Genomic DNA, 19,531 nt, shown 5'->3' with positions numbered 1-19,531 from the left:
CCTCAGAAGCCGGTTGGGGTGCGGGTGTGCCAGTCAGTGTTCAACTGATACTGGTGCGCAACATTGAGCAAACGGCCTTCCTGGAAATATGGAGCGAGCAACTGCACGCCAACCGGCAGACCGTCGACAAAACCGGCCGGCATCGACAGGCCCGGCAGGCCCGCGAGGTTGGCGGTGATGGTGTAGACGTCTTCCAGATAGGCAGCGACCGGGTCGCTGTTCTTGGCGCCGAGCTTCCAGGCCGGGTTTGGCGTGGTCGGGCCGAGGATGATGTCGACTTCATTAAAGGCAGCCATGAAGTCGTTCTTCACCAGGCGACGGATCTTCTGCGCTTTCAGGTAGTAGGCGTCGTAGTAACCGGCGGACAGGGCGTAGGCACCGACCATGATCCGGCGCTGGACTTCCGGGCCGAAGCCTTCGCCACGAGAACGCTTGTACAGGTCAATCAGGTCTTTCGGCTGCTCGCAGCGATGGCCGAAACGCACGCCGTCGAAACGTGACAGGTTCGAGGAGGCCTCTGCCGGCGCGATCACGTAGTACGCAGGAATTGCGTGCTGCATGTTCGGCAGGCTGATTTCCTTGATCACGGCACCGAGCTTCTGCAGCTCTTTGATGCTGTTCTGGATCAGCTCGGCGATGCGAGGGTCGAGACCGGCGCTGAAGTATTCCTTCGGCACGCCGATGCGCAGGCCTTGCAGCGAATCGCCGAGGCTGGCGGAGTAATCCGGCACTGGCTCATCGATGCTGGTGGAGTCGTTCTGATCGAAGCCGGCCATACCTTGCAACAAAATTGCGCAGTCTTCGGCCGTGCGCGCCAACGGGCCGCCCTGATCGAGGCTGGAGGCGTAAGCGATCATGCCCCAGCGCGAAACGCGACCGTATGTCGGTTTCAGGCCGGTGAGGTTGGTGAATGCCGCCGGCTGACGGATCGAACCACCCGTGTCGGTAGCCGTCGCCGCCGGCAACAGACGAGCGGCAACGGCCGCCGCCGAACCGCCGGACGAGCCGCCCGGTACGTGTTCCAGGTTCCACGGGTTTTTTACCGCGCCGTACCAGCTCGACTCGTTGGCCGAGCCCATGGCGAACTCGTCCATGTTGGTCTTGCCCAGGGTCACAGCGCCGGCAGCGGCCAGTTTCGCAACCACGGTGGCGTCGTAGGGCGCCTTGAAATTGTCGAGCATCTTCGAGCCGCAGCTGGTGCGAATGCCCTGGGTGCAGAACAGGTCTTTGTGGGCGATCGGCGCGCCGAGCAGGGCGCCGCTCTCACCGTTGGCCCGGCGTGCGTCGGCGGCTTTCGCCTGCTCGAGGGCCAGCTCTTCGGTGAGGCTGATGAAACTGTTGAGCTGCGGATCGAGCTGGGTAATACGCGCCAGCAGGACTTTGGTCAGCTCTTCGGAGGAAAACTTTTTATCGGCGAGACCGCGGGCGATCTCGGCCAGAGTCATTTGATGCATTGCAGGCTCTTTCCCTTTAGTCGATGACTTTCGGAACCAGATACAGGCCGTTTTCGACCGCTGGTGCGATGGACTGGTAAGCCTCGCGGTGATTGGTCTCGGTCACGACGTCGGCGCGCAGGCGCTGACTGGCTTCCAGCGGGTGGGCCAAAGGCTCGATACCGTCGGTATTGACGGCCTGCATTTCGTCGACCAGCCCGAGAATGCTGTTGAGGGCGGAAGTAATGTGTGGAAGATCGGCATCATTGAGGCCAAGGCAGGCCAGATGTGCGATTTTTTCCACGTCGGAGCGTTCTAGCGCCATCGGGATTCTCCTGTGGAAAACAGAACGGACGGCGTCCGTGTGTTAGATTGTCGGAACACTACCGCACTTCTACGGTCATAAGGCCGCGATTGTGGGGCTTGGTGCACAGAAAAGCGGCCAATTTAACATATTGGCGCCTTGCCCAAAATCCCTGTCGTTGTTAGAGTTTGCCGCACTTTTTTACCCACGCGTTGCCTAGGGTCCCTTTCCCATGTTCAAGAAACTGCGTGGCATGTTTTCCAGCGATCTTTCCATTGACCTGGGCACTGCCAACACCCTTATTTACGTGCGCGAGCGCGGTATCGTCCTGAATGAGCCATCGGTTGTGGCCATTCGGACACACGGTAACCAGAAAAGTGTCGTTGCTGTCGGCACCGAAGCCAAGCGCATGCTCGGCCGTACGCCGGGCAACATTGCTGCCATTCGTCCGATGAAGGACGGCGTCATTGCCGACTTCAGCGTCTGCGAAAAGATGCTGCAATACTTTATCAACAAGGTTCACGAAAACAGTTTTCTGCAGCCTAGCCCTCGTGTGCTGATCTGCGTTCCATGCAAATCCACTCAGGTTGAGCGTCGTGCCATCCGTGAATCGGCCCTTGGTGCCGGTGCTCGTGAAGTGTTCCTGATCGAAGAGCCAATGGCCGCTGCGATCGGTGCCGGCCTGCCGGTCGAAGAAGCTCGCGGCTCGATGGTCGTGGATATCGGTGGTGGTACCACTGAAATCGCGCTGATCTCCCTGAACGGCGTGGTGTATGCCGAATCCGTACGCGTTGGCGGCGACCGCTTCGACGAAGCGATCATCACCTACGTGCGCCGCAACTACGGCAGCCTGATCGGTGAATCGACTGCCGAGCGCATCAAGCAGGAAATCGGCACGGCCTACCCGGGCGGCGAAGTTCGCGAAGTCGACGTTCGCGGCCGCAACCTGGCCGAAGGCGTTCCACGCGCATTCACCCTGAACTCCAACGAAGTGCTGGAAGCTCTGCAAGAGTCCCTGGCAACCATCGTTCAGGCCGTGAAAAGTGCGCTGGAGCAGTCGCCGCCGGAACTGGCTTCCGACATCGCCGAGCGTGGCCTGGTGCTGACCGGTGGTGGCGCGCTGCTGCGTGACCTCGACAAGTTGCTGGCCCAGGAAACCGGTCTGCCGGTGATCGTTGCCGAAGACCCGCTGACCTGCGTCGCTCGCGGCGGTGGCCGTGCATTGGAAATGATGGACAAACACACCATGGACCTGCTCTCCAGCGAATAACTCGCCGGTTTGCAATACGTGGGTGAGCGCGCAGGCAGCACTTTGCAGTGCTGCCTGTTGGCGTTTATCTTCTGTCAGTCTTCATCCAGGCCGGTTTGATGCCGTATGAATAAACAGAACATTTGCCTGGGAGGAGCGGCTTATTAAACCGCTTTTCGCCAAGGGCCCTTCGTTGGGCGTCCGCCTGTTGGTGCTGGCCGTGTTATCGGTTGCACTGATGGTGGTCGATGCCCGTTTCAGTCTGCTCAAGCCAGCACGCAGCCAGATGTCGCTGGTGCTGATGGACGCCTACTGGATCACCGACCTGCCCGGACGTTTGTGGGAAGGCGTCGCCAGCCAGTTCGGCAGTCGTACCGAGCTTGTCGCCGAAAACGAAAAACTCAAGACCGAAAACCTGCTCCTGCAGGGCCGCATGCAGAAGCTTGCCGCCCTCACCGAGCAGAACGTTCGGCTGCGCGAGTTGCTCAACTCCTCCGCGCTGGTCAACGAAAAGGTTGAAGTGGCCGAGTTGATCGGCATGGACCCCAATCCCTTCACCCACCGCATCATCATCAATAAAGGTGAGCGTGATGGCGTGGTCCTCGGTCAGCCGGTGCTCGATGCGCGTGGTCTGATGGGGCAAGTAGTCGAGTTGATGCCGTACACCTCCCGCGTGCTGCTGCTCACTGACAGCACCCACAGCATTCCCGTGCAGGTCAATCGCAACGGTTTGCGGGCGATTGCCAGCGGCACTGGCAACCCTGAACGCCTGGAATTGCGCCATGTCGCCGACACGGCTGACATCAAGGAAGGCGATCTGCTGGTCAGCTCCGGCCTCGGGCAACGCTTCCCGGCAGGCTACCCGGTCGCGACCGTGAAGGAAGTGATCCACGATTCCGGCCAGCCGTTTGCCATCGTCCGTGCCGTACCGACGGCTGCGCTGAACCGCAGCCGCTACATGCTGCTGGTGTTCAGCGACAACCGCACGGCCGAAGAGCGTGCCAACGATGCGGCGCAGGCCCAGGAAAGCCTCGATGCGCAGGGTGGTGGCCCGGTGATTCCCGCAACAGTGCCTAAAACCGTGCCCCCGCCGGCCGCCGCAATCACGCCTGCCACGGCGACGCCAGCGGCTGCCCCGGCTGCCAGTACTCCACCGGCCAAGCCCGCTGCAAGCAAACCGCCCACTGCTGCAAAACCACCTGCAGCCAGTAAGCCACCAGCGAGTCAGCCCGCTGCCCGACCGGCGGCCAAACCGCCTGTCACCGCGCCGGCAACTACCGGGAGACAAGAATAATGGTCGGGGCTACCGCATCGCGTAACAGCTGGATTGTCTGGCTGACGTTTCTGATTGGCATACTGCTTAGCGTGTCGCCATTACCGATTTTCATGGAAATCCTGCGTCCGCTGTGGCTGGCCTTGCTCCTGACATTCTGGGCCTTGTATATGCCGCATACGGTCGGCATGGTCACGGCGTTTTGCCTGGGGCTGGCCGAAGACGTGCTGCAGGGCGATCTGCTCGGTCAGAACGCCTTGATCCTGACCCTGATCACGTTCCTGGTGCTGTCATTGCAGCAACGCCTGCGGATGTTCCCGATATGGCAGCAATGCCTGGTCATCCTGGTCATCTTCGGTCTCGCGCAACTGGTTCAGCTGTGGCTCAGTGCCCTGACCGGCAACCGCCAGCCAACCCTGGCACTGGTGTTGCCGGCATTGACCAGTGCGCTGCTCTGGCCTTGGGTCAGCTTCGCTTTGCGTGGATTGCGCCGGCGCTACAAAATCAATTGATCCGGTGAGGCTGGGCACTGAACAGGGAGATGTTTTGATGAAGCCGCTGTACCTCGCCTCAGGATCGCCGCGCCGGCGTGAATTGCTCACGCAGATCGGCGTGCCGTTCTCCGCCATCAGTGCGGACATCGATGAAACCCCGCTAGCCGAAGAATCGCCTTCGGCCTATGTCGAGCGCCTGGCGCGCGGCAAGGCCGAGGCCGGTCGGCGCACGCTCGCATCTGCCGCGGCGTTTTGCGTGCTGGGGGCGGACACCGCCGTGGTGCTCGACGGCAAAATTCTTGGCAAACCGGTGGACGAAGCCGAGGCATGCGCCATGCTGATGATGTTGTCCGGCAAGGAGCATGAAGTGCTGACGGCCATTGCCGTGCTCGAAGGCGAGCGTTGTGAGTCGCGAGTGGTGCGCAGCCTGGTGCGCTTTCGCCCGATCAGCCGCGACGAAGCCGCCGCCTATTGGGCCAGCGGCGAGCCTCGGGACAAGGCCGGCGGTTATGGCATTCAGGGCCTGGGCGCGGTGTTTGTCGCGGGCCTCAATGGCAGCTATTCGGCCGTGGTCGGGCTACCGGTTTGCGAAACCGCAGAACTGTTGGGCCATTTCGGCATACCCTGTTGGCAAAACCTGCACGCGCAATGAGCGTCGTACGAATCAAGATGCGGCCATTATCGTGAACATGCCTGAACGAGACCCTGCCATGAGTGAAGAGATTCTGATCAACATCACGCCGATGGAATCGCGTGTGGCGGTGGTCGAAAACGGTGTGCTGCAAGAAGTCCACGTCGAGCGCACGCAAAAACGCGGGATCGTCGGCAACATCTATAAAGGCAAGATCGTGCGTGTGCTGCCGGGCATGCAGGCGGCTTTCGTCGACATCGGTCTGGATCGCGCGGCGTTCATTCATGCTTCGGAAATTTCCCTGCGCGAAGGGCCGGCGGTCGAGAGCATCAGCTCGCTGGTGCACGAAGGTCAGAGCCTGGTGGTGCAAGTCACCAAGGACCCGATCGGTTCCAAAGGCGCGCGGTTGACTACACAGCTGTCTATTCCTTCGCGCTATCTGGTGTACATGCCGCGCACCGCTCACGTCGGCATTTCCCTGAAGATCGAGGACGAAGCCGAGCGCGAGCGCCTCAAGCAGGTGGTCAGCGATTGCGTGGCCAAGGAAGGGATCAAAGAGGCCGGTGGCTTCATCCTGCGTACTGCCGCCGAAGGCGCCGGGGCCGATGAAATCCTCATGGACATCCGCTACCTGCGGCGCCTGTGGGATCAGATCAACGCGCAGATCCAGACCATCGGCGCGCCGAGCGTGATTTATGAAGACCTCGGCCTGGCCCTGCGCACGCTGCGCGATCTGGTCAGCCCGAAGATCGAGAAAATCCGCATCGACTCCCGGGAAACCTTCCAGAAAACCACGCAGTTCGTCGCAGAGCTGATGCCGGAGATCGCCGACCGTCTGGAACATTATCCTGGCGAACGGCCGATTTTCGACCTGTACGGCGTCGAAGATGAAATCCAGAAAGCCCTTGAGCGAAAAGTACCGCTCAAGTCCGGCGGTTATCTGGTGGTCGATCCGGCAGAAGCCATGACCACCATCGACGTAAACACCGGGGCGTTCGTCGGTCATCGCAACCTCGAAGAAACCATTTTCAAGACCAACCTCGAAGCCGCCACCGCGATTGCCCGGCAGATGCGGCTGCGCAATCTGGGCGGGATCATCATCATCGACTTCATCGACATGGAAGATGAAGAGCACCAGCGCCAGGTGCTGCGTACCCTGGAAAAACAGCTGGAGCGCGACCACGCCAAGACCAACATCATCGGCATCACCGAGTTGGGCCTGGTGCAGATGACCCGCAAGCGCACCCGCGAAAGTCTGGAGCAAGTGTTGTGCGAGCCATGCAGCAGTTGCCAGGGGCGCGGCAAGCTGAAGACCCCGGAAACCATCTGTTACGAGATCTTCCGCGAGATTCTGCGTGAAGCCCGCGCCTATCAGGCCGAGGGCTATCGCGTCCTGGCGAACCAGAAAGTGGTGGATCGACTGCTCGATGAAGAATCCGGTAACGTCGCCGAGCTTGAAGGATTCATCGGGCGCACCATACGCTTTCAGGTCGAAACCATGTATTCCCAGGAACAATATGATGTGGTGCTGCTCTGATCCCCTGCGGCACATTTAATCCACAACGGCTGGCCTCAGCTTTTCGCAGTTTTTTCGCCATGGGAGCCAACTGACATGGAGCGTCTGACACGCATTTTGGCCGCACTCACCCGCTGGGGGCTGGGCCTGTGCGCGTTGGTTCTGGTGTTGATGGCGTTGTACGTCAGCCTCGGTCGGGAACTGACGCCGCTGGTGGCGGAGTACCGCACCGACATCGAAGACAAGGCCAGTGCGGCCCTCGGCATGCCGCTGCGCATCGGCGAGCTGGAAGGTAACTGGAGCGGATTTGCGCCGATCCTGCTGGCCCATGACGTGATGGTCGGCGATGGCGCGAATGCCTTGCGTCTGGACCGGGTACGCGCGGTGCCGGACCTCTGGGGCAGCCTGCTGGCGCGCGAAGTGCGTATCGCCCATCTGGAATTGAACGGCCTGAAAATCAGCCTCAAGGAAGCGCAGGATGGCAGCTGGGCGCTGGAAGGCTTGCCGGTGCAGAACGATCAGCCGCTGGATCCCGAGCAACTGTTCAATCGCTCGCAGATGATTCAGCAGCTGTCGGTGCTCGACAGTCAGGTGACCTTGCAGCCGCTGGATCAGGCCCCGATGACCTTCACCTACGTCGGCCTCAATCTGAATACCGGTGCCAGTCGTCAGCGTCTCGATGCGCGTTTGACCTTGCCCGACGGGCAGCCAGTGGCCATGAGCCTGCGCACCCGGATTCGCCCCAAGCAGTTGCCGGACAGCTCGGTGGAAGGTTATGTCAGCCTGCCGCAAAGCGACTGGTCGAAGTGGTTGCCCGAGCGTTTGACCCAGCAGTGGAATTTTTCCGAGATCAAGGCCGGCGGCGAGCTCTGGGTGAACTGGAACGACGGCGCCCTGCAGAGCGCCGCCATTCGTTTGAACGCGCCACAACTGACCGGCGCCTACGCCGAACGCAAGCCGATCCGGATCAACAATCTGGCGCTCAACGGTTATTACCAGCGCGACGATGACGGCGCGACGGTGACCCTCGACTCACTGGCAATGAACCTCGGAGAGACCCGTTGGGAATCCCATGTGCAGCTCAAGCAGACGGCGGTCACCGATAAAGTCGACGAACTCTGGCATCTGCAGGCGGACCGCCTCGATCTGACGCCGATCACCCCGCTGCTCAATGCGCTGGGGCCACTGCCGGAAGGCTTCGCCGCTGTCGTCGAGCACTTGAAGGTGACGGGTGGGCTGCGCAACGTGCTGCTGGATTTTCGTCCCAATGCCACCGACGGCTCGAAATTCAGCTTCGCTGCCAATCTGGATCAGGTCGGGTTCGATGCCTATCACGGTGCCCCGGCGGCGCGAAACGTCAGTGGCAGTCTCAGCGGCAACCTCGACGGTGGCGAGTTGCGCATGGACAGCAAGGATTTCGTCCTGCACCTGGACCCGATCTTCGCCAAGCCATGGCAATACATTCAGGCCAACGCCCGGTTGACCTGGAAACTCGACAAAGACGGTTTCACCCTGATCGCGCCGTACCTGAAAGTGCTGGGCGAAGAAGGCAAGATTGCCGGCGACTTCCTGATCCGCCTGCACTTTGATCATACCCAGGAAGACTACATGGATCTGCGCGTCGGCCTGGTCGATGGCGACGGACGCTACACCGCCAAGTATCTGCCAGAAGTCCTCAGCCCGGCGCTCGACGAGTGGCTGCGCACGGCAATCCTCAAGGGCGCGGTGGACCAGGGCTTCTTCCAGTACCAGGGCTCGCTGAACAAGAACGCCAAAGACGTCGATCGCAGCATCAGTCTGTTCTTCAAGGTGCATGACGCCGAGCTGGCATTCCAGCCGGGCTGGCCGCACGTGAGCAAGGTCAGCGGCGACGTGTTCATCGAGGACAGCGGTGTTCGCATTGTCGCCGACAAGGGCCAGTTGCTCGACACCCGGGTCAGCGATGTTTTCGTCAACATTCCCCATGTGCCGGCCGGGCAACATACGCATCTGTTCCTCGATGGCGGGTTTGCCGGCGGGCTGGGCGATGGCTTGAAAATTTTGCAGACCGCGCCGATCGGTACTGGCGAAACCTTTGCCGGATGGGAAGGCGAGGGCGATCTGCAGGGCAAGGTCAAACTCGACATTCCGCTGGAAAAGGGCGATCTGCCAAAGATTCTCGTCGACTTCAAAACGGCCAATGCGCGCCTGAAACTGGCCGAGCCGAAGCTTGAACTGAGCCAGCTCAAGGGCGATTTCCGCTTCGACAGTGCCAAGGGTTTGAGCGGGCAGAATATCGCCGCCAGGGCTTTCGACAAGCCAGTGACGGCGCAGATTTTCGCTGATGGCAGCCCGAACAGGCTCAAGACTCGGGTCGCGGCATCCGGGCAGGTCGAGGTCAAAAAGCTCACTGACTGGCTGGGTGTGACCCAGCCGTTGCCGGTGTCAGGGACTATTCCCTATCAGTTGCAGGTCAACCTGGACGGCACTGACAGTCAACTGACGGTCAGTTCCAGCATGAAAGGTGTTGCGGTGGATCTGCCGGCACCGTTCGGCATGTCGGCCCAGCAGGGGCGTGACACGGTGTTCCGCATGACCTTGCAAGGCCCGGAGCGGCGCTACTGGGTCAGTTACGATCAGTTGGCCAGCTTCACCTTCGCCGCGCCGCCGAGCAATATCGCCGATGGTCGGGGCGAGCTGTTCCTCGGCACCGGCGACGCGGTCCTGCCGGACGCCAAAGGCCTGCGCATACGCGGTGTGTTGTCGGAGCTGGACGTCGCGCCGTGGCAGGATCTGGTCAATAAATACGCCGGTAACGATCCGGGGGGCAGCGCCAAGCAACTGCTTAACAGCGCCGACTTCAAAGTGGGCAAGCTCACCGCATTTGGCACCACGCTTGATCAGGCCGCAGTGCAGGTCAATCGCAAGCCATGGGCGTGGAATCTGTCGCTCGACAGTCAGCAGGCCAAGGGCTCGGCCAGCCTTCCCGATGCCAAAGGCGCACCGATTGCGGTCAATCTGCAATACGTGCGGCTACCGGCGCCGGATCCGACGGTGCAGGCCGACGAGAATTCGCCCGACCCGCTGGTTTCCGTCGACCCGACGAAGATTCCCGCGCTGGATATCACCATCAATCAGTTGTACCAGGGCCAGGATCTGGTCGGTGGCTGGTCGCTGAAGGTCCGCCCGACCGCCAAAGGCATCGCCTTGAACAACCTCGACATGGGCCTCAAGGGCATCCTGTTGCAGGGCAATGGCGGCTGGGAAGGTGCCCCGGGCTCGACAAACAGCTGGTTCAAGGGGCGGATCAGCGGCAAGAACCTCGCCGATGTGCTCAAGGGCTGGGGTTTCGCACCGAGCGTGACCAGCGAAGAGTTCCACATGGACGTCGATGGCCGCTGGCCAGGCTCGCCGGCATGGCTGGCGACCAAACGCTTCTCCGGCACGCTGGACGCCTCGCTCAATAAAGGTCAGTTCGTTGAAGTGGAGGGGGGCGCGCAGGCGCTGCGGGTGTTCGGTCTGCTCAACTTCAACTCTATCGGCCGCCGTCTGCGTCTGGACTTCTCCGACCTGTTTGGCAAGGGGCTGAGCTATGACCGGGTCAAGGGCCTGCTGGTGGCCAACGCCGGTGTCTATGACACCCGCGAGCCGATCCGCCTGACCGGGCCGTCGAGCAACATTGAGCTCAACGGCACGCTGGATCTGGTCCGTGAACAGGTCGATGCCAAGTTGCTGGTGACGTTGCCGGTGACCAACAACCTGCCGATTGCCGCGTTGATCGTCGGCGCACCGGCGGTCGGCGGGGCGTTGTTCCTGATCGACAAGCTGATCGGTGACCGCGTGGCGCGCTTCGCCAGCGTCAAATACACCGTCAAAGGCCCGTGGAAAGAGCCGAAAATCACCTTCGACAAGCCTTTTTGAACAGCCACATCCCAAGCCTATGGAGTAGCATGGCCGCATACCTGTTGCGGAGTGCGCCATGTCTTTAGCGGTGATTCAAATGGTCAGCCAGAGCGATGTGCTGGCCAATCTGGCCCAGGCCCGACGCCTGCTCGAGCAGGCCGCGGCCGGCGGCGCGAAGCTGGCAGTGCTGCCGGAAAACTTCGCCGCCATGGGCCGTCGCGATATCGCCGACATCGGCCGCGCCGAAGCGCTCGGCGATGGGCCGATCCTGCCATGGTTGAAACAGGCCGCCCGCGACCTCAAGTTATGGATAGTGGCCGGCACGTTGCCGTTGCCGCCGCTCGGGCAGCCGGATGCCAAGTCCCACGCCTGTTCGCTGCTCGTCAACGATCAGGGTGAAACCGTTGCGCGGTATGACAAGTTGCACCTGTTTGACGTCGATGTGGCGGACAATCGCGGGCGGTATCGTGAATCCGATGACTATGCTTATGGCAGCGGCGTCGTGGTGGCGGACACGCCGGTCGGCCGAGTCGGTCTGACGGTGTGTTACGACTTGCGTTTCCCGGAGCTGTACAGCGAGTTGCGCGCTGCCGGTGCCGAGTTGATCACCGCCCCGTCGGCCTTCACCGCGGTGACCGGTGCGGCGCACTGGGACGTGCTGATTCGCGCCCGGGCCATCGAGACTCAATGTTATGTGTTGGCGGCAGCACAGGGCGGAACCCACCCGGGGCCACGGGAAACCTTCGGTCATGCGGCGATCGTCGACCCGTGGGGCCGTGTGCTGGCGCATCAGGATCAAGGCGAAGCGGTGTTGTTGGCCGAACGCGACAGTGATGAACAAGCGTCTATCAGGGCGCGAATGCCGGTGACGAATCATCGGCGGTTTTTCTCGCAGGGCGCACAGCGACCTGCTTCAGAACATGAATTTAAGGCGTAAACCTATGAGCGAGTTGTTGTCCTCAGTCAGTGATCACCTGTTGGCGCCCGGTGGCGTGACGATCGAGAGCCTGCAAGGCGTGCTCGGCGACCTGGCCGGCCCGGGCATTGATGCTGCCGACCTGTATTTCCAGGGCCAGATCTCCGAGTCGTGGTCGCTGGAAGACGGAATCGTCAAGGAAGGCAGTTTCAACCTCGACCAAGGCGTCGGCGTGCGTGCGCAGTCTGGTGAAAAAACCGGTTTCGCCTACAGTAACGCGATCACCCTCGAAGCCCTCGGCGCTGCGGCCCGTGCCGCGCGCTCGATCTCCCGTGCCGGGCAGAACGGCACGGTGCAGGCGTTCAGCACCCAGGATGTCGCGCAGTTATATGCGCCGGACAACCCGTTGGAAGTGCTGAGCCGCGCCGAAAAAGTCGAGCTGCTCAAGCGCATCGATGTTGCCACCCGCGCCCTTGATCCACGTATTCAGCAGGTCAGCGTGAGCATGGCCGGGGTCTGGGAGCGGATTCTGGTTGCGTCCACCGACGGTGGCCTGGCCGCCGATGTGCGCCCGCTGGTGCGCTTCAACGTCAGCGTGATCGTCGAGCAGAATGGCCGTCGCGAGCGCGGCGGGCATGGCGGCGGCGGGCGAACCGACTACCGTTATTTCCTCGCCGAAGACCGCGCCATGGGCTATGCCCGTGAAGCGCTGCGTCAGGCGCTGGTGAACCTGGAAGCGATTCCCGCCCCGGCCGGTACCTTGCCGGTGGTGTTGGGTTCGGGCTGGTCTGGCGTGCTGCTGCACGAAGCGGTCGGCCACGGTCTGGAAGGCGACTTCAACCGCAAGGGCAGCTCCGCCTACAGCGGCCGCATGGGCGAAATGGTTGCCTCCAAGCTGTGCACCATCGTCGATGACGGCACCCTGAGTGGTCGTCGCGGTTCGCTGAGCGTCGACGACGAAGGCACCCCGACCGAGTGCACCACGCTGATCGAAAACGGCGTGCTCAAGGGCTACATGCAGGACAAGCTCAACGCGCGTCTGATGGGCGTGGCCCGTACCGGCAATGGTCGCCGCGAGTCTTACGCGCATCTGCCGATGCCGCGCATGACCAACACCTACATGCTCGGTGGCGAAAGCGATCCGGCGGAAATCATCGCTTCGGTGAAGAAAGGCATCTACTGCGCCAACCTTGGCGGTGGTCAGGTCGACATCACCAGCGGCAAGTTCGTCTTCTCCACCAGCGAGGCGTACCTGATCGAGGACGGCAAGATTACCGCTCCGGTGAAGGGTGCGACGTTGATCGGCAATGGCCCCGAGGCGATGAGCCGGGTGTCGATGGTCGGTAACGATCTGGCGCTGGACAGCGGTGTGGGCACGTGCGGCAAGGACGGACAGTCGGTGCCGGTGGGTGTAGGTCAGCCAACACTGAAGATTGATGCGATCACCGTGGGCGGCACGGGCGCATAAAAGGGGATGGAGCTGCGGGTGGCGCACAGTGCGGCCACCCGATGGCGAATATCAACGCAGGCCGCGTTGGGTATCGTCCAGCTCACGGATGTACTTGAAGATCTTGCGGCTGGAAGCAGGAGGTTTGTTTTGCGCAACCTCGTGCTGAGCCTGACGGATCAGGGAGCGCAATTGCTGGCGATCGGCGTCCGGGTACTCGACGACGAATTTTTCCAGCACGGCATCGTCACCGGCGATCAGGCGGTCACGCCAGCGTTCGAGGTTGTGGAAACGCTCGTTGTACTGACGGGTGGAGGCATCGAGTTGATCGAGCAACGTCAGAATCGCGTCAGTGTCCTGATCGCGCATCAGTTTGCCGATGAACTGCAAGTGCCGTTTACGCGCAATGTTCGCGGTGTGCTTGGGCGCATCGGCCAAGGCTCGGCGCAAAGCGTCGGTCAATGGCAGTTTTGCCTGCAAGTCGGGCTTGAGTGTTGTAAGGCGCTCGCCAAGGTCAACCAGAGCATGCAGCTCGCGTTTGACCTGAGATTTGCTTTTTTCTCCCGTATCGAGGGAGTCGTCGTAAGAATCAACCATGGTGGCAGTCCGCAAAGAAACGCCGCCATGATAACCAGTCGGGGGCCGCTTGTCCGGCCCGGTCGCTCGATGACCCCAGCCGAAAGCAGAATTTGAGTGGAGATGAGCATGAGTGCAGTTCAAAGCGTCGGCCCGCAGGCATTGCCGGCACTGCAGGAACAGGTCGAGCAGATCATCGCCGAAGCCAAGCGCCAGGGCGCCAGTGCCTGCGAAGTAGCGGTGTCGCTGGAGCAGGGGCTGTCGACGTCAGTACGCCAGCGTGAGGTCGAGACGGTCGAGTTCAACCGTGACCAGGGCTTTGGCATCACCCTGTACGTGGGGCAGCGCAAAGGCTCGGCCAGCACGTCTGCCACCGGGCCTGATGCGATTCGCGAAACGGTCGCGGCGGCGCTGGCCATCGCCAAGCATACCTCTGAAGATGAAGCCTCGGGCCTGGCCGATGCGGCACTGATGGCCAGGGATCAGCAGGATTTCGACCTGTTCCACGAATGGGACATCACTCCGGAGCAGGCCATCGAGAAGGCGTTGCTGTGTGAAGCCGCCGCGTTTGACGCCGATGCGCGGATCAAGAACGCCGACGGCACTACCCTCAGCACCCATCAGGGCTGCCGTGTGTATGGCAACAGTCACGGTTTCATCGGTGGCTATGCGTCGACCCGGCACAGCCTCAGTTGCGTAATGATCGCCGAGGCCGACGGCCAGATGCAGCGCGATTACTGGTACGACGTCAGCCGTCAGGGCAATTTGCTGGCCGATCCGGTGAGCATCGGCCAACGTGCCGCGCAACGGGCGGCGAGCCGTCTGGGCGCGCGTCCTGTGCCGACCTGCGAAGTGCCGGTGCTGTTTTCCGCAGAGCTGGCGGGCGGGTTGTTTGGTAGCTTCCTGTCGGCGGTGTCTGGCGGCAGTCTGTACCGCAAATCGTCGTTCCTGGAAGGCACGCTGGGGCAGAAGCTGTTTCCGGAGTGGCTGACCATCGACGAACGTCCACACCTGATGCGCGCCATGGGCAGTGCGTCTTACGACGGTGATGGCCTGGCGACCTACGCCAAACCGTTCGTCGAGAAGGGCGAATTGGTGTCGTACATTCTCGGCACCTACTCCGGACGCAAACTCGGCATGCCAAGTACCGCCAACGCTGGCGGCGTGCACAACCTGTTCGTGACGCACGGCGATGAGGATCAGGCGGCGCTGCTGCGCCGTATGGGCCGTGGGCTGCTGGTCACCGAATTGATGGGCCATGGCTTGAACATGGTCACCGGCGACTATTCGCGCGGAGCGGCGGGTTTCTGGGTCGAGAACGGCGAAATCCAGTTCGCGGTGCAGGAAGTGACCATCGCCGGCAACATGCGCGACATGTTCAAGCAGATTGTTGCGGTCGGTAATGATCTGGAGCTGCGCAGCAACATTCGTACGGGCTCGGTGTTGATCGAGCGGATGACGGTCGCGGGCAGCTAAGCCCCGATTCCGTTACGCAAAAAGGCGCACCATCCCCTCGGATGGCGCGCCTTTTTTATTGGCCGCACACAAAACCATGTGGGAGCGAGCCTGCTCGCGAAAGCGATTTGACTGCCGACCGCAGGGGTACTGACACGACGCCTTCGCGGGCCGGCTCGCTCCCACAATGGACTCTTCGTAATTCGTCACGCTTGTTTTGGTTCTCATTATCATCTAATAATAAATCTCATCTCCGAACGAGTCCCGGATCATGAGTTCTGCCTTGCACGAGCAGCCGTACCTCGAAAGCTGGCGCTGGATGAGTCGCCAGATCCGTTGCGCGATGGATCCTGACGAGCCGCGCCTGATCGAACACTACCTGGCCGAAGGCCGTTATCTGGCCTGCTGTACGGCAACGTCTCCCTGGACCATCGCTGAAACCTCCTTGCGTTTGCTGCTCGACACGGCCACCGACATCGCGTTGCCGTGGCACTGGCGCAGCCTCTGTCTCGATCAAGCCTGGCGCCCGTTACGTGAAATGGAGCGCCTGTCGCTGTGCAACTGCCGGCTCCAGCGTTGGCAGCGCTACACCTGGCAGCTCGCCACCTGCGAACTGCTTCCCTCGATTCCTCTTATTGAACTGGTGCAAGGATTTTCAGATGACCAAGACACGTATTGAGCGCGACAGCATGGGCGAACTGCAGGTGCCGGTGGACGCTCTCTACGGCGCGCAAACCCAGCGCGCAGTGGATAATTTCCCGATCAGCGGCAAGCCGATGCCAACCCAATTCATTCGCGCGTTGATTCTTGCCAAAGCCGCCGCTGCCCGGGCCAACGTCGAACTCAATCAGCTCAGCGCCGCTCAAGGCAAAGCCATCAGCGACGCGGCCCAGGGCCTGCTCGAAGGCGATTTCATGCAGCACTTCCCGGTGGACATCTTCCAGACCGGCTCCGGCACCAGCTCCAACATGAACGCCAACGAAGTGATCGCCACCCTCGCCAGCCGTCTGCTCGACGAGCCGGTGAATGCCAACGATCACGTCAACTGTGGCCAAAGCAGCAACGACATCATCCCGACCACCATCCACGTCAGCGCTGCCCTGGCTTTGCACGAGCAATTGCTGCCAGCGCTGCTGCACCTGGTGCAGGTGATCGAAAAGAAATCCGCGCAAGTGCATCACCACGTCAAAACCGGCCGTACGCACCTGATGGATGCGATGCCGGTGCGCATGAGCCAGGTGCTCAATGGCTGGGCGCAGCAACTCAAGGCCAACATCGGTCACTTGCAGGATTTGCTGCCAAGCCTGCAATCGCTGGCTCAGGGCGGCACAGCGGTCGGTACCGGAATCAACGCGCATCCTGAATTTGCCGCACGTTTCAGCCGCCAGTTGAGCCAACTGACCAATGTGCAATTCACCCCGGGCAAGGACTTGTTCGCGCTGATCGGTTCGCAGGACACCGCTGTCGCAGTCTCCGGTCAGCTCAAGGCCACCGCCGTGTCGCTGATGAAAATCGCCAATGACCTGCGCTGGATGAACTCTGGCCCACTCGCCGGCCTCGGTGAAATCGAGCTTGAGGGTCTGCAACCGGGGTCGTCGATCATGCCGGGCAAGGTCAATCCGGTGATCCCGGAAGCCACCGCGATGGTCGCCGCACAAGTCATCGGCAATGACTCGGTGATCACCATCGCCGGGCAGTCGGGCAACTTCGAGCTGAACGTGATGCTGCCAATCATCGCCCAGAACCTGCTGAGCAGCATCGAATTGCTGGCCAACTCCAGTCGTTTGCTCGGTGATAAAGCCATCGCCAGCTTCAAGGTCAACGAGTCGCGGCTCAAGGAAGCGTTGTCGCGCAACCCGATTCTGGTGACCGCGCTCAACCCGATCATCGGCTACCAGAAAGCCGCGGAAATCGCCAAGCAGGCCTACAAACAGGGGCGCCCGGTGATCGACGTCGCGCTGGAGCACACCGACCTGTCACGCAATCAGCTGGAAGAGTTGCTCAATCCCGAGAAACTCACCGCCGGCGGCGTGTAATCACCGCAACCGCTTTGGAGGCTCACCATGGAGCACTGGAAACGCACGATCGAACGGGCCAATCGCTGCTTCATGCTGGGCGAGCTGATCGATGCCCGCGAGGCTTACCTGCAAGCCCTGGCCCTGGCGCAAGTGTTGTTCGAGCGCTGGGCCGATGCCGACGAAGCGGTGGCGGCCTGTGTCATCTCTCATCACAACCTGGCGGACCTGCACCTGCGCCTGAATCAGCCGGAGGAGAGCGCCGAGTATCTCTGCGCGATCCACCAACGGCTGTTGCAGACCATGCAGGACGAGCGCTTGCGCCCGGCCTTGCGTGAAGCGGCGTTGCGCCAGAGCAGCAAGACCTATGTCGAACTGCTGAATTTCATCAGCGAACACGGCGAATACCCGCGCACCCAGCGCCTGCTGCATCCGGATACCGGCAACGCACGCCGCGCGCCAGCCGCACATCATCATGGAGTCCACTGAAATGGCTTTTACCTTGCCCGCCTTGCCGTACGCCTATGACGCCCTGGAACCGCATATCGATGCGCAGACCATGGAGATCCACTACACCAAGCATCACCAGACTTACATCAATAACCTTAACGTCGCAGTAGAAGGCACTGAATACGCCGAGTGGCCGGTGGAAAAACTGGTCGCCAGCGTTCAGCAATTGCCGGAAAAACTCCGTGCAGCGGTGATCAATCAGGGCGGCGGTCACGCCAATCACTCGTTGTTCTGGGAAGTCATGGTGCCAAGCGGCGGCGGTAAGCCCGATGGCGCACTGGCCAAGGCCATCGATGAACAACTGGGTGGTCTGGACAGTTTCAAAGAGGCGTTCACCAAAGCCGCGCTGACCCGTTTCGGCAGTGGCTGGGCCTGGCTCAGCGTGACCCCGGAGAAAAAACTGATCGTGGAAAGCAGCGGCAACCAGGACAGCCCGTTGATGAACGGCAATACGCCGATTCTCGGTCTCGATGTCTGGGAACACGCCTACTACCTGCGTTACCAGAACCGTCGTCCGGAATACATCAATGCGTTCTACAACGTGATCAATTGGCCTGAAGTCGCTGCGCGCTACAAAGCCGCACTGGTTTAAGTCTTCTATAAAAACAATCCAAGGCTGGCTATGGGCACTGAAACACTGGCGATCGGAAGTGGGCGTATGTTTCGTTACGCGGTGGGGTCGCTCTTGCTGTTGGCGGGCATGACCTTGCTGGTCGCTCACGGACTGCAATGGCTGGATCTGGAACCGAGGCTTTCCCGGGCGTTGCAAGGCGGGGCGATCTGCGCACTCGGCACGGCGCTCGGTGCGGTGCCGGTACTGGTGATCCGGCGGATGCCGCAGATGCTCAGCGATACCCTGCTGGGGTTTGGCGCCGGGGTGATGCTGGCCGCGACGGCGTTTTCGCTGATCGTGCCGGGCATTGCCGCCGCGCAAAGCCTGGGCATGTCCCCGTGGGGCGCCAGTGGTCTTATCTGCCTGGGCATCATGCTCGGTGCGTTCGGCCTTTACCTGGTGGATTTGCGGTTGTCCGGCGCTTCACCGGAAACGCTTGTTGGCACCCTTGAGCACCCGGTAATTCCACCGCGAATCTGGTTGTTCGTCTTCGCAATCATTGCTCACAACATTCCGGAGGGCATGGCAGTCGGTGTCTCCGCTGGTGGTGGCATGCCGGATGCCGACAGTCTGGCCATGGGCATTGCCTTGCAGGATGTGCCGGAAGGTCTGGTGATTGCGCTGGTGCTGGCCGGGGCGGGGATGTCACGGGTCAGGGCGTTTTTGATCGGCGCGGCATCGGGTCTGGTCGAACCGGTGTTTGCACTGCTGTGTGCGTGGCTGGTCGGCCTGGCAGAGCTGCTACTGCCGTTGGGACTGGCGCTGGCGGCGGGGGCGATGTTGCTGGTGGTGACTCATGAGGTGATCCCCGAGTCGCGACGCAATGGTCACGACAAGCTCGCCAGTCTTGGCTTGCTGATCGGTTTCTGTCTGATGATGGTGATGGATACGGCGTTGGGCTGAAGGATAAGAGAGGGAGCAAGCTCCCTCGACACACTGAATCAACCACCTTCGTCGAAGTAGTTGTTGATCAACGCCACCAGTGCATCCAGCGCTTCCTGCTCCTGATGGCCTTCAGTACTCAGATAGATTTTCGTGCCCTTGCCGGCGGCGAGCATCATCATCGCCATGATGCTTTTGCCGTCCACCGTGGTTTCAGGGGTGCGACCCACTTTGATTGTGCAATCCGGGTACTTGCCCGCCACGCCAACGAACTTGGCCGACGCGCGGGCATGCAAGCCCAGTTTGTTGATGATTTCGATTTCCAGAGCAGGCAT

General features: G+C 61.3%; 18 protein-coding genes. 14 read left to right on the top strand and 4 right to left on the bottom strand.

Annotated elements, in window-relative coordinates:
* Nucleotides 1-2 precede the first annotated feature (2 nt).
* Nucleotides 3-1,454 (bottom strand): Asp-tRNA(Asn)/Glu-tRNA(Gln) amidotransferase subunit GatA, encoded by a 1,452-nt coding sequence (gene gatA, locus U862_RS0105540; RefSeq protein ID WP_025109475.1) that lies wholly within the window; start codon nt 1,452-1,454, stop codon nt 3-5.
* A 16-nt stretch (nt 1,455-1,470) separates the two neighbouring features.
* Nucleotides 1,471-1,758, bottom strand: coding sequence for an Asp-tRNA(Asn)/Glu-tRNA(Gln) amidotransferase subunit GatC (gene gatC, locus U862_RS0105535; protein WP_007901429.1), 288 nt, complete (start codon nt 1,756-1,758; stop codon nt 1,471-1,473).
* 211 nt (nt 1,759-1,969) lie between these two features.
* On the opposite strand from gatC, the gene mreB reads away from it, so the two are divergent.
* The 8 genes from mreB to tldD all read left to right on the top strand — a co-directional run bounded on the left by mreB (nt 1,970) and on the right by tldD (nt 13,166).
* Nucleotides 1,970-3,007 (top strand): rod shape-determining protein MreB, encoded by a 1,038-nt coding sequence (gene mreB / locus U862_RS0105530; RefSeq protein WP_002555108.1) that lies wholly within the window; start codon nt 1,970-1,972, stop codon nt 3,005-3,007.
* Between the two features lie 142 nt (nt 3,008-3,149).
* Nucleotides 3,150-4,280 carry a rod shape-determining protein MreC gene (mreC, locus tag U862_RS0105525; protein WP_081794847.1) on the top strand — a complete coding sequence of 377 codons (1,131 nt, stop codon included), beginning with the start codon at nt 3,150-3,152 and terminating at the stop codon, nt 4,278-4,280.
* Entirely contained in the window at nt 4,280-4,771 is a 492-nt protein-coding gene (mreD, locus tag U862_RS0105520) for a rod shape-determining protein MreD (protein ID WP_025109473.1), read from the top strand. Before mreC ends, mreD begins: the two co-directional genes overlap by 1 nt.
* A 37-nt stretch (nt 4,772-4,808) precedes the next feature.
* Complete coding sequence (locus tag U862_RS0105515; protein ID WP_025109472.1) at nt 4,809-5,405, top strand: nucleoside triphosphate pyrophosphatase; 597 nt, start codon at nt 4,809-4,811, stop codon at nt 5,403-5,405.
* A 58-nt stretch (nt 5,406-5,463) separates the two neighbouring features.
* Complete coding sequence (rng, locus tag U862_RS0105510; protein WP_025109471.1) at nt 5,464-6,921, top strand: ribonuclease G; 1,458 nt, start codon at nt 5,464-5,466, stop codon at nt 6,919-6,921.
* 75 nt (nt 6,922-6,996) lie between these two features.
* Entirely contained in the window at nt 6,997-10,800 is a 3,804-nt protein-coding gene (locus tag U862_RS0105505) for a YhdP family protein (RefSeq protein WP_025109470.1), read from the top strand.
* A 58-nt stretch (nt 10,801-10,858) separates the two neighbouring features.
* Nucleotides 10,859-11,719, top strand: coding sequence for a carbon-nitrogen hydrolase family protein (locus U862_RS0105500; protein WP_025109469.1), 861 nt, complete (start codon nt 10,859-10,861; stop codon nt 11,717-11,719).
* Between the two features lie 4 nt (nt 11,720-11,723).
* Nucleotides 11,724-13,166 carry a metalloprotease TldD gene (gene tldD / locus U862_RS0105495; RefSeq protein WP_007961588.1) on the top strand — a complete coding sequence of 481 codons (1,443 nt, stop codon included), beginning with the start codon at nt 11,724-11,726 and terminating at the stop codon, nt 13,164-13,166.
* A gap of 51 nt (nt 13,167-13,217) precedes the next feature.
* On the opposite strand, the gene yjgA is transcribed toward tldD, so the two are convergent.
* Complete coding sequence (yjgA, locus tag U862_RS0105490; RefSeq protein ID WP_025109468.1) at nt 13,218-13,742, bottom strand: ribosome biogenesis factor YjgA; 525 nt, start codon at nt 13,740-13,742, stop codon at nt 13,218-13,220.
* A gap of 108 nt (nt 13,743-13,850) precedes the next feature.
* On the opposite strand from yjgA, the gene pmbA reads away from it, so the two are divergent.
* The 6 genes from pmbA to U862_RS0105460 all read left to right on the top strand — a co-directional run bounded on the left by pmbA (nt 13,851) and on the right by U862_RS0105460 (nt 19,217).
* Nucleotides 13,851-15,197: a metalloprotease PmbA gene (gene pmbA / locus U862_RS0105485; protein ID WP_025109467.1), complete on the top strand. Its 1,347-nt coding sequence runs from the start codon at nt 13,851-13,853 to the stop codon at nt 15,195-15,197.
* A gap of 250 nt (nt 15,198-15,447) precedes the next feature.
* Complete coding sequence (locus U862_RS0105480; RefSeq protein ID WP_025109466.1) at nt 15,448-15,855, top strand: hypothetical protein; 408 nt, start codon at nt 15,448-15,450, stop codon at nt 15,853-15,855.
* Nucleotides 15,836-17,212, top strand: coding sequence for a lyase family protein (locus U862_RS0105475; protein WP_025109465.1), 1,377 nt, complete (start codon nt 15,836-15,838; stop codon nt 17,210-17,212). Before U862_RS0105480 ends, U862_RS0105475 begins: the two co-directional genes overlap by 20 nt.
* Nucleotides 17,213-17,239: 27 nt before the next feature.
* Nucleotides 17,240-17,680 (top strand): hypothetical protein, encoded by a 441-nt coding sequence (locus U862_RS0105470; protein WP_025109464.1) that lies wholly within the window; start codon nt 17,240-17,242, stop codon nt 17,678-17,680.
* 1 nt (nt 17,681) lies between these two features.
* The gene (locus U862_RS0105465) at nt 17,682-18,293 is read left to right on the top strand and encodes a superoxide dismutase (RefSeq protein ID WP_025109463.1); all 612 of its coding nucleotides are present in this window, start codon (nt 17,682-17,684) and stop codon (nt 18,291-18,293) included.
* Between the two features lie 30 nt (nt 18,294-18,323).
* On the top strand, nt 18,324-19,217 hold the full coding sequence (locus tag U862_RS0105460; protein WP_025109462.1) for a ZIP family metal transporter: 894 nt from the start codon (nt 18,324-18,326) through the stop codon (nt 19,215-19,217).
* Nucleotides 19,218-19,255: 38 nt separating this feature from the next.
* Here U862_RS0105460 and U862_RS0105455 read toward each other — a convergent pair whose 3' ends face one another.
* The gene (locus U862_RS0105455) at nt 19,256-19,531 is read right to left on the bottom strand and encodes an HPr family phosphocarrier protein (RefSeq protein WP_025109461.1); all 276 of its coding nucleotides are present in this window, start codon (nt 19,529-19,531) and stop codon (nt 19,256-19,258) included.

The sequence above is a fragment of the Pseudomonas sp. H1h genome (genome assembly GCF_000633255.1).
In the GTDB taxonomy this organism is placed as follows: domain Bacteria; phylum Pseudomonadota; class Gammaproteobacteria; order Pseudomonadales; family Pseudomonadaceae; genus Aquipseudomonas.
The sequence above is the reverse complement of the archived record's forward strand: the minus strand, read 5'-3'. Positions and strand labels throughout refer to the sequence as shown.

Bases quoted from the DNA above. Each gene is read 5' to 3' on its own strand.
- gatA (WP_025109475.1), bottom strand. From the start codon at position 1,454: ATGCATCAAATGACTCTGGCCGAGATCGCCCGCGGTCTCGCCGATAAA.
- gatC (WP_007901429.1), bottom strand. From the start codon at position 1,758: ATGGCGCTAGAACGCTCCGACGTGGAAAAAATCGCACATCTGGCCTGC.
- mreB (WP_002555108.1), top strand. From the start codon at position 1,970: ATGTTCAAGAAACTGCGTGGCATGTTTTCCAGCGATCTTTCCATTGAC.
- mreD (WP_025109473.1), top strand. From the start codon at position 4,280: ATGGTCGGGGCTACCGCATCGCGTAACAGCTGGATTGTCTGGCTGACG.
- U862_RS0105515 (WP_025109472.1), top strand. From the start codon at position 4,809: ATGAAGCCGCTGTACCTCGCCTCAGGATCGCCGCGCCGGCGTGAATTG.
- rng (WP_025109471.1), top strand. From the start codon at position 5,464: ATGAGTGAAGAGATTCTGATCAACATCACGCCGATGGAATCGCGTGTG.
- U862_RS0105505 (WP_025109470.1), top strand. From the start codon at position 6,997: ATGGAGCGTCTGACACGCATTTTGGCCGCACTCACCCGCTGGGGGCTG.
- U862_RS0105500 (WP_025109469.1), top strand. From the start codon at position 10,859: ATGTCTTTAGCGGTGATTCAAATGGTCAGCCAGAGCGATGTGCTGGCC.
- tldD (WP_007961588.1), top strand. From the start codon at position 11,724: ATGAGCGAGTTGTTGTCCTCAGTCAGTGATCACCTGTTGGCGCCCGGT.
- yjgA (WP_025109468.1), bottom strand. From the start codon at position 13,742: ATGGTTGATTCTTACGACGACTCCCTCGATACGGGAGAAAAAAGCAAA.
- pmbA (WP_025109467.1), top strand. From the start codon at position 13,851: ATGAGTGCAGTTCAAAGCGTCGGCCCGCAGGCATTGCCGGCACTGCAG.
- U862_RS0105480 (WP_025109466.1), top strand. From the start codon at position 15,448: ATGAGTTCTGCCTTGCACGAGCAGCCGTACCTCGAAAGCTGGCGCTGG.
- U862_RS0105475 (WP_025109465.1), top strand. From the start codon at position 15,836: ATGACCAAGACACGTATTGAGCGCGACAGCATGGGCGAACTGCAGGTG.
- U862_RS0105470 (WP_025109464.1), top strand. From the start codon at position 17,240: ATGGAGCACTGGAAACGCACGATCGAACGGGCCAATCGCTGCTTCATG.
- U862_RS0105465 (WP_025109463.1), top strand. From the start codon at position 17,682: ATGGCTTTTACCTTGCCCGCCTTGCCGTACGCCTATGACGCCCTGGAA.
- U862_RS0105460 (WP_025109462.1), top strand. From the start codon at position 18,324: ATGGGCACTGAAACACTGGCGATCGGAAGTGGGCGTATGTTTCGTTAC.
- U862_RS0105455 (WP_025109461.1), bottom strand. From the start codon at position 19,531: ATGCCTGCTCTGGAAATCGAAATCATCAACAAACTGGGCTTGCATGCC.